Source organism: bacterium, from assembly GCA_030247525.1.
Lineage (GTDB): Bacteria > Electryoneota > JAOADG01 > JAOADG01 > JAOADG01 > JAOTSC01.
Genome location: JAOTSC010000083.1, coordinates 1 through 14,981, shown reverse-complemented (window position 1 = coordinate 14,981; position 14,981 = coordinate 1). Strand labels below are relative to the sequence as shown.

Sequence of the window (14,981 nt, the reverse complement as noted above, 5' to 3'; positions counted from 1 at the left end):
TCGATCCCGGTCCAACCCACGGGAGTGAGATTATCTTCCGGGAATCTGATTCGGTTTCGGTGAGCTTCGCGGTGCCAGTTGCTACCCAGAGTCCCGGTTTCCATGTACTTGGTATCCGGGTTAATGATCGCGCAGGTAACTGGTCGTTACCGACGACGCGACCACTTTGGATCGAGCATCTGCCATCGACAACGGTTTCCGGGGCGGAGTGGTTTCTTGATACCGATCCGGGAGCTGTCGCGGCAAATACCGTAATTGTTACCCCTGCCGATTCGGTGGGTATGCAGTTTATTGCATCGTTACCGAATGTTGGACCAGGGATGCATGTCTTTGGGTTTCGGGTACGGGCGCAGAATAATAAATGGTCGCTCCCGGTTTACCGGCCATTTTGGTTAGAACAACTGGCATCACAAAACATCACTCGTGTCGAATACAGTTTCGACTCACTCGCTAGCCCCGGTTTTGGCACACCACTTCCGATAATCACTGGCGATTCGGTGGGAGCATCGGTAACGGTACCGCTAACATCGATGTCTTATGGGTTTCATCAGGTTTGGATTCGGGTGAAAGATCAGTCAGAGAAATGGTCGCACCCGATTTCGCGGTGTTTTTGGAACGGAAATTACAACCAAACGACACCGAATATCACTCGTGCCGAATATTTCCTCGATAACGATCCGGGGATTGGAAACGCCACTTCAGTTGCCATTGCCAATGCCGATTCGGTACATGCGAATTTCCTGCTATCGTTAACCGGTGTTTCGCTGGGAAATCACTCGTTGTTTGTGCGGGTTCGTGATGAAAATGGGAAATGGAGTCAACCGGCATTTTCCGGCTTTGTGATCCCTCAACCACCGGGTTCGCCATCCCTGCTAACAATTCAGTATCTGAATCCCGGAGCGTTGTTAAGCTGGACACCGCCGGAAAATCAAGTAGCCGGCTACCGGATTTATCGAAGCGTGAACGGATACTTCAATCCCCCGGAAACCGGAACACTGGTAGGCTCGGTTAGTGGAACGACGACTACTTTTATCGATACGGGTGTGACCGGGCGTTGTTTCTACCGAGTAACTGCAATCGATGGATTGACAACATCGCAACGCCGGGAGCCGAACGCTGTGAGCACAACTAAGTAATTATATATCGTACTAAAATCTAACTGCAAACAGCCCCGTCTTCACATCAACCGATCCATCGGAAAATGTGGTGACGGGGCTTTAACATGATCTTTCACACATTATATGTGGGATTGTGTTGAACTACAATATAAAGGGGCGAGCAATCAGTCAGAATTCCGCACCAAAAGAAAACTGAGTTCAAAATATGTCCAAACGTTGAGAAGACTCACTATTTACTGCACTTTATTTCTGAGAGTTACTGTTTAACTTCATAATTTTCAAATTGCACGTTGAACAAAATGCAATTCCAATAATTATGGTAGGTTCTGCAACCGAACTCTTTCAAGAACATTCGGTCGTTCACTCAATAAGCTATCGCGGATACTACTGCTTTCCGCATGTATGATTTGTTGATCAAAGCGATAAACGCCATAGAGTCTAAGTCTAACGGTAGGAGCCGTTAGATAAGGTCGACCATAAAATGGATTCGCATTGATGATTTGTGTGATATGTTCATCGGTTGGAGCTGAATAGACGAGGCGGTGACGCTGAATCAGATCGACTTGTTCTGGCGTGTAGTTAGAAAGATCAGATGAGTCAGTTTGCAACCAAGAAACAAACAAACGATGTTCTTGTTCTCTCTCCGCTTGATATATGGAATCCCGAGTTACCTCCAAGCGATGTTGAACTGCTTTATCATGTGGTAGTAATGAATCTAGGATTGCTTGTTGCATACTTATTGTATCACCATAGATTGCAACTGTATCTGCTCTGGCATAGAGGTAGTAAGTATATGAAATACGCGGAAACCTATTATCTGGTTGTTTGGCTGGGTCAAGGTCGGTGGTCAAGACGACATCAATTTGATGTATCCCAAGACTATTCATTCGTAATGTGAGTACTACTTCCTGAAAATCATCGGACTGTAATCGTGGACTCCAGTGCAAGTTCCCGCTCAGTGCCTCTAACTCATCGGATAATGTGACATCAATTTCACTTCGAGTCGCGAGGGGTGTGACTTTAACTTTAACAGTTAAATCGAATGGTCTTGATGCAGAAATGTGGTTTTCAAAACGGCAACTGAAAAAAACTGGTGACTGTTGGTTACGTACATGCAAAATCCCATCTGTTGCATAACCATTCAAAAATGGAATGTTTAGTATCAGAAAAGATGTAAACAAAACGAAATTGGTTTTCGACCTTACCATGATCCCTCCGTAACACACAACACGAAACAATGTGAGGCAGCCGTTGTAAGTATTTCAGTTGTTACATTTTTTAAGATAGTTCAGGTACATCTAAACTGCACCTGTAACAACAGTTCACTTGTTTCTACCACTTGGAAACCACTTTGTCGGAAGTACTCAAACCATTCCTTTTGCTCTCTCAACCACAATTCCCGATTCCACAACTTACGTATACGGTTACGCCAATGATCCGGCGCGATAGACAGAATGAGCGCTCCGCCCGGTCGAAGACACCGTTTCAACTCAAGCAGCCATGCCAACGGCTCGCCGATGTACTCGCTGATTCCAATTGCTACAATGCCATCGAATGTTTCATTCTGAAACGGTAATGCAGAAGTATCGGCACATAGCAAGGTCGCTTGCGGATTCCGTAACGCTGCGTGTCGGAGCATCGCATGGGAACGATCAAGCAGTATCATCGCTGCTGCATTCACCCCGGCGAGTTCCAGGGATTTCACCCCACACGCAACATGAAGAATATTGCAATTGGCTTTTTCTTGGATTGCATTTTTGAGCAGAGCGGTTGCGGAGCGGTATTCGGCGCGGCTAAACATAGCAAACGGAGGAACCGCCGCGATGATTGCGTCGACTCCTCCGCGCCATTCCCAATATCGTTTTGTTTTAGTGGCTGTGTCCGTGGCTATGTCCGTGGGAGTGGGTGTGACCTTTCCCCAGTCCTTCTTCGTCATGGGTGTGGTTGAGCAGTTCGCTCTTGCACTCATGCATCTGCACCAGCCAGTTAAGCCACGGCTCATATCCCGCTTCCGAGTGTGAGGAGATTTCAAACTGCGGTAATTTCGGATTCACTTGGGTGATACAGTTGCGAAGTTTCTCCATCGAAAACCGTAGATGTGGCGCTAAGTCGATTTTACTGATCAACGCGCAATCCGCCACCCGGAACGCTAACGGGTACTTTAGCGGTTTGTCTTCCCCTTCGGTAATCGAAAGCATAACCACACGCAACGCTTCGCCAATATCGAACTCTGCCGGACAAACCAGATTCCCGACATTCTCGATAAAGAGAATATCCAATCCGTGTAACTCGAATTGATCGAGCGCTTGGCGGACGGTCGGCGCTTCCAAATGACACGCCCCGCCAAAGGCGTCGGTCGTAATCTGAATCACCCGAATCCCATGGGCGGCGATCCGCTCCGCATCGGCAGTCGTAGCGATATCTGCGGCGATGACTCCGACTTTCAACCCTTTCGCCATCAGTTTTGGAATCGTGGTTTCCAATAACGTCGTTTTTCCCGATCCGGGACTGCTGATGAGATTGATTGCCAAGACATTCGCATGAGCGAAGCGGTGCCGGTTTTCGGCGGCGACTCGTTCGTTGGCGTCCAGTATCTTCGATACGACGCTAATTTTTGTTGTCGTTTGTTCCATCATTCACCTCGACTCCATCGATGAACAACTCCCGTCCCGTGAGAATTTCTACTTCGGGAGATGTACATGAAGGACAGAAAAAATACATTTCATCAATCGAAAATTCTTGCTGACAGGATTTGCAACAGCCGGTGATTGGGACTTCTTCGATCAGTAGTTCGGCGTTGCGCAATGTCGTGTCTTCCCGCAAAACGCTGAACATAAACGAGAGGTTGTCCGGTACTACCGCCGTCAATTTTCCTACTTTCAAATAGACTTTGATAATGGCGTCGGGCAGCGTACCCGATTGCACTTTTTTATCCAGTTGTTCGATAACATACTGTGCTAAAGCGGCTTCGTGCATCAGCAAATCCTCGGAAGTTGAGCGCCTTCGAGTGCGATTAGCGGACGTTTGCCGCCCGCGCGGGTTTTCAATAACAGCTTCTTTGGAAAATCGACGACTTCGCCGATAATCTGGGCTCCCGCACCTTTCGGATGATTGCGTAACGCTTGTAATGCCCGCTCGGCGGCTTCCGGCGGTACGACTGCCAGAAACCGTCCTTCGCAGGCGACATACAACGGATCGAGTCCCAACAAATCGCATGCCGATTGTACCGGTCGTCTGATAGGTAAGTATTCTTCCCGCAATTCCATGCCAACCTTGGAAGCGGTTGCGATTTCCAACAGAGTCGTAGCAACGCCGCCGCGGGTTGGATCGCGCATACAACGAACGGTAGGAACTGCATCCAGTAACGCTTCTGCAAGGTCGTGCAGCGGTTGACAATCGCTAACCAAATCGCCGGAAATACCAAAACTCTCCCGTGCGACCATCACCGCAATGCCATGTTCGCCAATCGATCCGCTAATGAGAATCACATCGCCCGGCTGGCAGCTCGCGCTGCTAAGAAGCCGCTGTTCAGGAACAAATCCGATTCCGGTTGTATTAATAAAAATTCGGTCGGCGTCCCCTTTTCCGACGACTTTCGTATCGCCGGCAACGATGCGTACACCCGCTGCTTGTGCCGTTTTCGACATCGAAGCTACTATCCGGTCGAGTAATGCGATTTCCAATCCTTCTTCGAGTAAAAAACCCGCCGTCAGATATTGGGGAATGGCGCCCATGACCACCAGATCGTTTACCGTACCGCACACCGATAACTTTCCAATATCGCCACCGGGGAATTCGACGGGACGCACGACAAACGAATCGGTCGTTATTGCAATACGCTCGGCTCCCGGTAGAATTGTTGCATCCTCCGGTACGCCACTCGAACCGAAATGTTGGAAGAAGAGCTGTTCGACCAGCCGCGCAGTTGCCGCGCCGCCTTCGCCGTGATCGAGCAGAATGGTTTCATCATGCAACATCGAAATACAATCCTTTATCTTGTCTTCGCGAGGAACGCAGCTTGCAACCTTGTGCAAGCGAAGAGACGTGGCGATCTCATATCACAATAGAAAACGGATTACTCACCCGATCCATACCGATAATACGCAGCGCAGGAACCCTCAGTCGAAACCATACACGGCCCGACCGGACGCGCCGGCGTACAACCATTTCCAAACAACGGACACTCTGGGGGCGTTTTTATCCCGCGCATCACTTCGCCACATTGACAACCGGTAGGCATAGCATTGGCTTCCGGCAACGTTATGCCAAATCGTTTGAGCGCATCGAATGCCGAAAACTCATCGTTCAATTCCATACCGGAATTCGGCATCAGTCCGATTCCCCGCCATGCCGCGTCACACACCCGAAACACCCGCTCCATCGCTGCTAATGCTTGTGGATTCCCCGCTTCCGGTACCGCGCGTTTATACTGAATCTCGACGCTGGCGCGTTGCTGCTCGATTTGCTCGACCAAGAGATAAACGCCTTCTAAAATATCTTTCGCTTCAAATCCAGTAATGACGCAGGGTACGCGATACTTGCTTGCTATCGGTTCGTACGGTTTGCTCCCGATTACCGAACTGACATGACCGGGACAAATAAATCCATCGATCCGAACATCGTTACTTTCGAGTAAAGTCATCATCGCCGGTGGCGCCAGTCGCCCCGACATCACAACGAAGAAGTTCGCTAATTGTTGTTCTCGTGCTCGAATGATCGTCGCGGCAAGCACCGGCAGCGTTGTTTCAAATCCCACTCCGGCAAATACCACAATATGTTCGGGATGAGCTTTCGCGAAGTCTAACGCTTCGAGTGGGGAGTAGGTAACAAGAATCTGCTTTCCGGTAGCCCGCTCTTCTTGTAGGGAGGATACGCTGCCGGGAACCCGCAGCATATCGCCAAAGGTTGCAATTGTTATGTTCGGTAACCGGCATAGTGCGATCAATGCATCGATCACCGAAGTTGGTGTAACGCAGACCGGACAACCTGGTCCCGACAGCAGTTTTAGTTGTTTTGGTAATCGCGAACGGAGTCCAAACCGGCTGATGGCAACCGTATGTGTACCACACACTTCCATCAGTTGAATCGGTCGGGTCACTAATTCATCGATTTTCTTGTACCACTCATCCACTGATGGAGACGATTTTTGTGGCTCGTTCAAGACCGTTGCTCCGCATCAATGGCTTCTTCGATTTCACGGAACAATGCGAGCAGTTCCTCCGCTTCCTCGACGTCGAGAGTCTGCAGCGCAAAACCGGCATGAGCAAGTATATACTCGCCGACCTTCGCTTCCGGCAGCAAATCGAGCGCGATCTCTCGCTCGACGCCCCCGAAATCGACTTTCGCCAGCCCATCCGTGATCGAACGGATGATCCCCGGTACCGCTAAACACATAGTTACTCCATTATCTGCCAAACAACTATCATTGCGAGCGTGCGCAGCACCGAAGCAATCTCATTGTTGTAAATGTCATTGCGAGGAGTCCGCCGGGCGGCGGACAACGAAGCAATCCCATCGACTTACTTGAGTGCATTCGCAACGCATACCTGCCCCAACGCGATCCCGCCGTCATTGACCGGGATGATGCCTGGATAAATCGGACGAAAACCATTCTGTTCTAATCGCTCACCCGTCAACTGGGTCAGTAATCGATTTTGCCACACCCCGCCGCACAATACGACATCACGCAATTGCGTCTGCTCGCGAAGCACAAGACAGCATTGCACGACCGCTTCACTTAGAGCGAGGTGAAATGCATACGCCAGATTTTGCAAAGATACTTTTTTCTGGTTGACTAGTTCGGATAACTGCTCAAAGAATGACCGCGCTTCCATTTGCAAGGTGTTCCCATTCACCGCGATTATAAAAGGTAACTCGGGAATTTCCTGTGTGCTACCCTCGCGGACGGCGCGCCATGCCAATTGCTCTAACTCGATTGCCGCTTGTCCCTCGTAGGTGGATACTCCGCATACGCCAAGCATTGCCGACACCGCATCGAACAACCGCCCGATGCTGGTAGTCTGTACCGTATTGAAATGTCGATCGACCATCGATTTAACCAAGCCGATTTCTTCGTCGGTAGCATACTTTAATAATTTTTCCGGCAACTCGTACTTGTTTTCAAACAACTGATGCAAATAGGCAATCGCTGTGCGATATGGTTTCTTGATCGAACTGTCACCACCCGGTAACAACAGCGGTTGTAACCAACCTATCCGTTCGACCCTACTGGTATCACCAATAAAAATCTCCCCGCCCCAAATCGTACGGTCAAGTCCGTAACCAGTGCCGTCGAATACGATGCCGATAGCGGGTTGTCGTAATTGATTTGCCGCCAATGCCGCTGCGAAATGAGCGTGATGGTGCTGTACGCCAACGAGTTTTTTTCCACTGCCGATTTCCTGGGCGAATCGCGTCGTCAACAGATTCGGATGCAAATCGTGAGCAATAATCTCCGGTATGATTCCCAACCAACGCTGCAGTTTCTCGATTGATTCCTGCATGAATTCGATAGTCGCTTGGTTATCGACGTCGCCGATATGTTGTGAAAGAAAAGCGCGTTTCCCTTCCGCCAGTGCAAACGTATTGCAATACATCGCGCCAACCGCTAACGTCGGTGCAACTTCAGTTTCCAGTTGAACCGGAAGTGGTGCAAATCCCCGCGAACGCCTTGTGATTATTAGTCGCGATCCGGAAAAATATCCGACCGAATCGTCGCAGCGATTCCAAATCTTTCGGTTATGCACGAGCGCCGCATCGGCAATATCCGACAGCTTTTCGATGCACTCATCGTTATCGATAACAATCGGTTCTTCGCTGCGATTGCCACTTGTCATCACCAAACAGTCGAGTTTCGTTTCGTGAAATAATAAGTGATGTATCGGTGTATAGGGAAGAAACGCGCCAATCTCATCAATCCCCGGTGCAAGCGATTCAGTTAACTTTCCCTCCGGGTAGGGGCGGCAAACAGAAATGTCCGCCCGCTTTCTCAACAACAGAATCGGTTGGCGGTAACTCAACAACTCTTTTTCTTCAGCTTCGGACACTTCGCAATAGCAACGCAATACATCTATCGAGCGAAACATCACCGCCAACGGTTTGCTCGGTCGTCCTTTGCGCACTCGCAAAGTCTGAACGGCATTCTCGTTAATAGCATCGCAGGAAAGATGAAATCCCCCCAATCCCTTTATGGCAACAATCTTCCCCGCTTCCAATGCCGACACCGTTTTGTTTATGGGCGAACCATCGGCAGGACAGACACTCTTGTCTGTCCCTTTATCCAATGTTACAAACTCTAACTGTGGGCCGCACACCGGGCACGCTACCGGCTCTGCATGAAAGCGTCGGTCAAGGGGATTGCGATACTCGTTGGCACAATCGTCGCAAAGTGGAAATTCGCGCATCGTTGTCTGGGAACGGTCGTAGGGCAGTTCTTCGATGATGGTGAACCGTGGTCCGCAATTGGTGCAATTGATAAAGGGGTACAAGTATCGTCGGTCATTGGGATCGAACAACTCCCGTAAACAATCGTCGCAGGTGGCGACATCCGGGCTGATGAGTGCCGCTTCCGCAATGGTATCGGAGCTTTCGATTATCCGAAACGTTGTGTCACCGTTCGCAGGAATTTCTTTTATTTGTAACGTATCGATGCGCGCTAACGGCGGCAAAATACTTAGTAGCTCTGATTGAAATTGAGCAAGATTCTCCGCAGTCCCTTCGACTTCGATATCGACCCCGGAGGAGTGGTTGTAAACATGTCCAGTCAGTTGATTCGATACTGCAATGCGATACACGAAGGGACGGAACCCGACCCCCTGAACGATTCCTGTTACTTTAATTTGTGTGCGTTGCAAGAGTTATTACCAGTTCTGCTGCAATAATATACGAAACCGACTGGGAAGGAATGCGAGCTTGTGAGCGAGAATATTCGGTGATAAGAGAGGAGGAGGTGGAACCAATTACTTGAATTCCACCTCCGGAATCGAATTTGTTTAATGTACCGAACAGGAAATGCAAGGATCATAGGCGCGGACGAGCATCGAACAGAGCAACTCCATCTTCGCATCAGTCATGCCTTTGACAAGATTGACCTTGACAAGTTCGTGCATATCGTCCCAGATGTTCGCATGATTCTGTGTCGTCGGAATAATGCAGTTCGCCTTCACGACTCTGCCATTATTGTCGTATTCGTATTCGTGATAAAGAATGCCACGTGGCACTTCCACCGCGCCAACACCAATACCGGCTTTCGGTTCGACTTTCACGCGAATCGGTTCATCTTGCGGCATTTTCACCAATTCGTCAATCAGTTTCACTGAGTCATAAGTACAGTGAACGCACTCGACCAATTGAGCGATGTTGTTCATAAACGGATTGTGATTCACCGGTTTGAGACCAAGTTCTTCCGCTAACTTCTGCGCTTCTTTATGCAGGAGTTTGTAGTTGTTGTTCACCCGGGCAAGCGCACCAACGGCAAACGAGTTACGGGAAAGCTTACACCATTTCGAGGTCGAATGTTCCACACAGAATTCATTCGTCATCGCACGGTACTCGTTTTCCTTCTTCACAATACCGTCAGTAGAAACCAAGTCGCCACCGATGAAGGGATACTCTTTGACCCCTTTCAAAGCGACAAATTCGGTTTCCCGGGTAAAATCGGGAATCGTTAAGGTTTTAAACAATGCGATAGTAGCCGCTACATCCTCCACTGACCGCAACAACTCGTCACGCAGTGCCAAGAGCTCCCGGCGACTCGGTTTATGTGACATGCCGCCAACTTGAATCGATACCGGGTGGGTTGTCCTGCCAGCGATTAAATCGCACATATTGTTTGCCAATCCCTTGAGTCGGGCTGCGATCGCGACAACTTCCGGATTAGATTCAATCAGTGGTAAAGCACTGGGCAGGCCGAGGAAATCAGGTGCTGCCAAAAAGAAGAGATGGAGGTAGTGGCTTTGAAGCGTTTCACCGTGTTTAGCAAGAATGCGCAATTTCTTTGCTGCTTCCGGTATCGTGATACCAAAGGCGTTTTCGGTCGCACGTAGACTGGCGAGGGTATGCCCGATCGAGCAAATTCCGCAAATCCGCGCTGTGAGCACCGCCGCAGCATCCCACTTCTTCCCTTTGAGCATGACTTCAAAGTACCGCGGGGTTTCGATAACTTCCCAAGCCGCCTCTTTGATGTCGCCATTTTGGACGCGGATGCGAATACTGCCATGACCTTCGACGCGAGTTAGGTGATGGACGTCGACATTGAGATCTAATTTCATCTTACTTCACCCCCGTCACTTCGGCAAAGCCGCCGAAGAAATTCATTCGTTCCAAAACTTCCTCTTTCGAGTAACCGTGTCGTTTGCACAACTCGAAATACTCAACGAAGTTAGGCGCTTCGGCGACACCGCGGCAACCCCAACAGCCCATCCCACCAGCGGGACAAGGGGCGTTGCAACCAGCAGCCGAAACCGGACCTAAGCACAATTCGCCTAAATCGAACCTGCAGATTGTAAAGCGTTGCCGGCACTCAAAGCACACTGGATAAACAGGATACTGATACGTAACATCCCAAATCAAATGTTGTACGATTCGTTCGATTTCAGCTTTACTCACAGGGCAACCAGGAATCGAAAAATCGACTTGAACGATCTCGCCGACCGAGCGAACCGGCATCGTGTCTTTCGGCATATCACCGTACACTTCCTTATTCGCTTCGTAGGTCGTGTGGACATTCTTCAACTTGTGTACACCGCCGAAACAAGCGCAGGTGCCGAACGCAACCAACACTTTGGCTTTTTTGCGAATCGTCAGTAAGCGGTCGATTTCGTCGGCGCGGCTGATCGAACCTTCAACAAAGGCAATGTCATAGTCTTCCGATGGGTTTGAGATTGCTTCCCGGAAATTCACAACTTCGATTGCTTTTAGGAAATCGACCAGCGTCTCTTCTTTGTTGATGAGCTGAAGTTCGCAGCCTTCGCAATCGGTGAAATCAAAGACCGCTACTTTCGGACGTGCCGGTTCAATAGATAAATACTTCATGTTTTCCTCTTAGATAGCTTCTTTGAGGTTTAAGACCGACCAATAATCGAACACCGGTCCATCGACGCAAATGAACGTCGAACCGATATTGCAACGGCAGCATTTCCCCATGCCACAGTGCATCCGGCGTTCCAGCGAAACGAACATGCGGTGCATCGGTACGCCTAAATCGCGCAGCCGATTGCAAACGAACTTGAACATAATCGGCGGCCCGCAGACGATTGCGTATGTATCGAGTGGTTTGATCGGCAGATCATCGAGCAACTTTGTAATCATACCGGTCTTACCCGTCCAATTGGGACTGCCATGTTCAACGATGATTTGCAGATTCACATCGTCGATCCGGCGCCATTCGTCGTATTGATAATCGAACAACAGCTGATCGGCGGTTCGGGTACCGTAAAGAATGTGAACATCTTTATACTCGGAACGGTTCTCCGTGACATGAAATATCGGCGCACGCAAAGGTGCCAAACCTAAGCCACCCGCGATGAGAAGAACGTTGTGACCCTTCATTTTTTCCATCGGGAACGCGTTGCCAAATGGACCGCGAATACCAATCCGCGCTCCGCGCCGTGCCTTATGAAGCAATGTCGTGACGATACCGGCTTTTCGGATACACAATTCGAGATACCCTTTATTGGTCGGGGAACCAGAAATCGAAATCGGCACTTCCCCGTAACCAGGAACCTCCATCATCACAAATTGTCCCGGCATAAACGTAAAGCGTTCGCGGTCGCGGCTGTCGATGATGCGGACATGGAACAATTTTTCCATATCGGTCAACCGGATCACGTTGGTGATTTCCGCTTTAAACGTTTTGTCGACGTGCATGAGCCGGTTCGCTCGTGAGAACTCCAGCGGTTGAATCATCGTGCTCTCTTTGGTCACGTCATAGGTGGTGAAGATGTTCATCGTTTCCCCTCCTCTTGTAGATCGTTAATCACGTCGACCGGATTGATCCCGGCGAGGCACGACCGGCCGCATCGATTACAACCGACGCACATTGGCTCGCCGTGCGATTCGACGAAGCCTCGATGCTGATGGTAGAACCGGTATTTCAAACGGGTATCCTGTCCCGGGCGGAAATTGTGGCCGCCAGCGACCATGGCGAAGTCGAGTAGATTACACGAATAGAGATAACTGATTTTCGCCCCTTCCTTATGATCCATCGAAACTTGTTCGTGGACGCCGGAGCAGTAGCAAGTTGGGCAAACCATCGCGCAGGTGCCGCAACTCAAGCATTTCGCACCCCACTTCTTCCATACTTCCGATTCGAATTCGATATCGAGTAAGTTCGGCAAGTCCTCTGTTTGCACCTGAGTTTTGTACCTCTCAGTTATCTGTTTCTATACTCCGAGATAATCCTTCGTATCCGATTCGGTGATTTCATGGTTTGGAACGTTGTTAAGCGCCATGAATGCTCGGTCGGAGTTAATCTTCACGAAGTAACGGTCGCCAAGGTCGGTTAGGAAGAGGTCGAATCCGTGTGTGACATTATTCGCATTAATAGCGTGGCAGAACCCATCCTCACACGGTTCGTGGTCGATCCCGACGACAAAGGTGTTCTTCCGGCGGGAGATGTAATATGGATTCGGATAAAAATCGCGTGCGAAAACTTTATCCAATTTCACCAACGCATTGATATCGCAGGAATGAAGACCGATGATGGCTCGCGGATGGACCCGGTACTGAATCACCTGATGCCAATCGTTCTCTTCGAGCTTGAACGTCGACAGCTTCATCTTATACGGGAGAAAATACGTTTTTGCCGAGAATTCGCATTTCTCGTATGTGAAGTCAATCTCATCGTAATTCTCCACCGGCAAGAATTGATGGATGGACTTTCCTTTCGCATTAGTTCCGACCAGTTTTGGCGCCACTACCTCGGTAGATTCCAACAGGTAGTTGACGAACTGCTTAAACGCGGTCTTTGTGACGATGCGGAACAGCATATTCTTATTCCTTTGTAGGATAAATACTTAGTAGGACGGACAATCCAGTCTGTCCATTTTGTTCCAGTAGGACGGACAATCCAGTCTGTCCATTTTGTTCCAGTAGGACGGACAATCCAGTCTGTCCACCATTGGGCGTTTGGCATGCGCCCTACACTTCGCGAGTACGGGTGAACCTTGTGTTCACCCTTTCATCATTCAATAGGACGGACACTCTTGTCTGTCCATTTTGTTCCAGTAGGACTGACACTCTTGTCTGTCCACGCAAACTTATCGTGAAAAATAGTGCATGTAGCGCAATGCCACAGTGTCTTGCATGTTCGTTTAGGGATAATCCTCGGAGAAGCGTACAACGCCAGATTACAACGGGGAGAACAGAAGGTGGCAAAACGCAAGAGAACAGTTCACAGCAAGAGGTCAACTTGCTCGTTCCCCCTTGGCTACGTCATAAGATAGCGAATTCTTTCACACACTCCAAAGTGAGGAAGTTTGGTGAGAATAGGATTTCAGTTATGCTTATATTACTGAGTGAATGCTTTGATGAAAGGAAGAACAATGAGGAAAGGCCTTATCATCCACCTACTAGCGGCAATTATGATTTTTGCAATTAGTACTAATTCATGGTGTGGTGACGAAACGTTCTCACACTGCAAAATTTCAATTACACCGCAAAGTTTCTTCACAAGATTACAAATGCACGAGGCGATACCATTCGAAATAACAGCGTATACCTATACCGTGTGCGACGAGGCAACCATCGATGTTGAAGTGGAAAGAGGAGTACAAGTCGTCGAAGGTGAAACAAATTGGCAAGGAGCGATAAATCCGGGTTGGAAGGGGGTAACACGACCATTAAAGCTACGATTCGACAATTATGGTTTTCATACGATTACCGTTAAACTGACCGCACGCCGACTTCATCCGAAAAACGACCAGTATCATCAAGATGTCGAAGCGTGTTCAACGAGTTTCACGTCGTATTTCTACGCGCGGAGGTTAGATAAATCGGATGTGGACACACTGATAATGAGTTCGTTTATGGATCATCTCGAAAAAAACGCTCAGTATTGGGATATTATCGAGGATTCATATCGGAAAAGTAAAGTAAATGTTTTTCGAGAACGATACCGGAACGACCCCGATTCGTTTCGCATCATGTCACGCCATTATATGTACACGAAAGAACAGATGCGATTTATCGAGCAATATAAACTACTCGACTCCATTCCTGGGAAGTCTTTTTTAGAATGCTGCGTAAACAATCCGATTCATCAGAATAAGTTCTCTGGGGGCACTGATGAACAAAAGGCAAATAATATAGAAGCCGCACTTAGACAATTTGAAACACTGTATGAATACGACAGCAAAATAATATTCGAGCCAAGCAAACGCGATAGTCTGTTTCAGAATCGCCAACGTCTGCTCAACCGGTTGATTTTTGTTCCTAAAGAAGCAACCCCGAAAGTGAAGTAACTTGGCTGAGCTATTACATCCATTTAGATTCTATTTGTTGAGCAAGCTTACGTTGCCATAGTGTTGAGGTTTCCGTGTTTCCGTCATTTTTCCGCACTTTTACCCTTCTTCTCCTCTGCCTTCTTTGCAGTGGAAGTTCAATTTCTGCATTACATGTACATAGGTTTCATGTCAAAAAGAAAGCAGTTAGGATGAATCAACATATTCTAAGTTTGCTGTTTCTTGCATGCCTGTTTGTGTTTCTGTCCGGTTGCATCGAGGAGAACAATGACACAGTCGAAAATAATATCCCTGTGATTGAACAAACGTTTCCATTAGGAACAAGTGGCGCGACCATTGACATGATTTGGATTCGTCCCGGTTCCTATTGGATGGGGAATACAAATCAAACACAACCAGGAAC

16 protein-coding genes are annotated in these 14,981 nt (G+C 48.8%); 3 read left to right on the top strand and 13 right to left on the bottom strand.

The genetic code is table 11. From position 1 onward, the window contains the following. Positions 1-1,136: fibronectin type III domain-containing protein (locus tag OEM52_08985; protein ID MDK9700264.1), on the top strand; the 1,136-nt coding region annotated here is incomplete at its 5' end. Positions 1,137-1,432: 296 nt separating this feature from the next. Here OEM52_08985 and OEM52_08980 read toward each other — a convergent pair. From OEM52_08980 to OEM52_08920, 13 genes are all read right to left on the bottom strand, one after another. Continuing rightward, complete coding sequence (locus tag OEM52_08980) at positions 1,433-2,326, bottom strand: hypothetical protein (protein ID MDK9700263.1); 894 nt, start codon at positions 2,324-2,326, stop codon at positions 1,433-1,435. An 80-nt stretch (positions 2,327-2,406) separates the two neighbouring features. Continuing rightward, positions 2,407-2,919 carry a methyltransferase domain-containing protein gene (locus OEM52_08975; protein ID MDK9700262.1) on the bottom strand — a complete coding sequence of 171 codons (513 nt, stop codon included), beginning with the start codon at positions 2,917-2,919 and terminating at the stop codon, positions 2,407-2,409. Positions 2,920-2,986: 67 nt separating this feature from the next. Next, positions 2,987-3,754, bottom strand: a complete 768-nt coding sequence (hypB, locus tag OEM52_08970) for a hydrogenase nickel incorporation protein HypB (GenBank protein ID MDK9700261.1) — start codon at positions 3,752-3,754, stop codon at positions 2,987-2,989. Continuing rightward, entirely contained in the window at positions 3,726-4,094 is a 369-nt protein-coding gene (gene hypA / locus OEM52_08965) for a hydrogenase maturation nickel metallochaperone HypA (GenBank protein MDK9700260.1), read from the bottom strand. The genes hypB and hypA overlap by 29 nt, the downstream gene beginning before the upstream one ends. Continuing rightward, the gene (gene hypE / locus OEM52_08960; protein MDK9700259.1) at positions 4,094-5,095 is read right to left on the bottom strand and encodes a hydrogenase expression/formation protein HypE; all 1,002 of its coding nucleotides are present in this window, start codon (positions 5,093-5,095) and stop codon (positions 4,094-4,096) included. Before hypE ends, hypA begins: the two co-directional genes overlap by 1 nt. Before the next feature lie 98 nt (positions 5,096-5,193). After that, positions 5,194-6,279, bottom strand: a complete 1,086-nt coding sequence (hypD, locus tag OEM52_08955) for a hydrogenase formation protein HypD (GenBank protein ID MDK9700258.1) — start codon at positions 6,277-6,279, stop codon at positions 5,194-5,196. Continuing rightward, positions 6,276-6,512 carry a HypC/HybG/HupF family hydrogenase formation chaperone gene (locus OEM52_08950; protein MDK9700257.1) on the bottom strand — a complete coding sequence of 79 codons (237 nt, stop codon included), beginning with the start codon at positions 6,510-6,512 and terminating at the stop codon, positions 6,276-6,278. Before OEM52_08950 ends, hypD begins: the two co-directional genes overlap by 4 nt. 125 nt (positions 6,513-6,637) lie before the next feature. Beyond that, the gene (gene hypF / locus OEM52_08945) at positions 6,638-8,971 is read right to left on the bottom strand and encodes a carbamoyltransferase HypF (protein ID MDK9700256.1); all 2,334 of its coding nucleotides are present in this window, start codon (positions 8,969-8,971) and stop codon (positions 6,638-6,640) included. A 138-nt stretch (positions 8,972-9,109) separates the two neighbouring features. Then, positions 9,110-10,387, bottom strand: a complete 1,278-nt coding sequence (locus OEM52_08940) for a Ni/Fe hydrogenase subunit alpha (protein ID MDK9700255.1) — start codon at positions 10,385-10,387, stop codon at positions 9,110-9,112. Position 10,388: 1 nt separating this feature from the next. Beyond that, the gene (locus OEM52_08935; GenBank protein ID MDK9700254.1) at positions 10,389-11,150 is read right to left on the bottom strand and encodes an NADH:ubiquinone oxidoreductase; all 762 of its coding nucleotides are present in this window, start codon (positions 11,148-11,150) and stop codon (positions 10,389-10,391) included. Positions 11,151-11,159: 9 nt separating this feature from the next. Further along, positions 11,160-12,065, bottom strand: a complete 906-nt coding sequence (locus OEM52_08930) for an FAD/NAD(P)-binding protein (protein MDK9700253.1) — start codon at positions 12,063-12,065, stop codon at positions 11,160-11,162. Beyond that, the gene (locus OEM52_08925; protein MDK9700252.1) at positions 12,062-12,454 is read right to left on the bottom strand and encodes a 4Fe-4S dicluster domain-containing protein; all 393 of its coding nucleotides are present in this window, start codon (positions 12,452-12,454) and stop codon (positions 12,062-12,064) included. Before OEM52_08925 ends, OEM52_08930 begins: the two co-directional genes overlap by 4 nt. A 45-nt stretch (positions 12,455-12,499) precedes the next feature. Beyond that, positions 12,500-13,105 carry a hypothetical protein gene (locus tag OEM52_08920; protein ID MDK9700251.1) on the bottom strand — a complete coding sequence of 202 codons (606 nt, stop codon included), beginning with the start codon at positions 13,103-13,105 and terminating at the stop codon, positions 12,500-12,502. A gap of 540 nt (positions 13,106-13,645) precedes the next feature. Here OEM52_08920 and OEM52_08915 point away from each other — a divergent pair. Beyond that, positions 13,646-14,578 (top strand): hypothetical protein, encoded by a 933-nt coding sequence (locus tag OEM52_08915; protein ID MDK9700250.1) that lies wholly within the window; start codon positions 13,646-13,648, stop codon positions 14,576-14,578. 191 nt (positions 14,579-14,769) lie between these two features. Beyond that, positions 14,770-14,981, top strand: a 212-nt coding sequence (locus OEM52_08910; protein MDK9700249.1) for a hypothetical protein, incomplete at its 3' end; no start/stop codon positions are given.

What these genes read in the sequence shown, in the direction of transcription:
- OEM52_08980 (MDK9700263.1), bottom strand. Translation starts at nt 2,326, where the DNA reads ATGGTAAGGTCGAAAACCAATTTCGTTTTGTTTACATCTTTTCTGATA.
- OEM52_08950 (MDK9700257.1), bottom strand. Translation starts at nt 6,512, where the DNA reads ATGTGTTTAGCGGTACCGGGGATCATCCGTTCGATCACGGATGGGCTG.
- hypE (MDK9700259.1), bottom strand. Translation starts at nt 5,095, where the DNA reads ATGTTGCATGATGAAACCATTCTGCTCGATCACGGCGAAGGCGGCGCG.
- hypA (MDK9700260.1), bottom strand. Translation starts at nt 4,094, where the DNA reads ATGCACGAAGCCGCTTTAGCACAGTATGTTATCGAACAACTGGATAAA.
- OEM52_08915 (MDK9700250.1), top strand. Translation starts at nt 13,646, where the DNA reads ATGAAAGGAAGAACAATGAGGAAAGGCCTTATCATCCACCTACTAGCG.
- OEM52_08940 (MDK9700255.1), bottom strand. Translation starts at nt 10,387, where the DNA reads ATGAAATTAGATCTCAATGTCGACGTCCATCACCTAACTCGCGTCGAA.
- OEM52_08930 (MDK9700253.1), bottom strand. Translation starts at nt 12,065, where the DNA reads ATGAACATCTTCACCACCTATGACGTGACCAAAGAGAGCACGATGATT.
- hypB (MDK9700261.1), bottom strand. Translation starts at nt 3,754, where the DNA reads ATGATGGAACAAACGACAACAAAAATTAGCGTCGTATCGAAGATACTG.
- OEM52_08935 (MDK9700254.1), bottom strand. Translation starts at nt 11,150, where the DNA reads ATGAAGTATTTATCTATTGAACCGGCACGTCCGAAAGTAGCGGTCTTT.
- OEM52_08975 (MDK9700262.1), bottom strand. Translation starts at nt 2,919, where the DNA reads ATGTTTAGCCGCGCCGAATACCGCTCCGCAACCGCTCTGCTCAAAAAT.
- OEM52_08920 (MDK9700251.1), bottom strand. Translation starts at nt 13,105, where the DNA reads ATGCTGTTCCGCATCGTCACAAAGACCGCGTTTAAGCAGTTCGTCAAC.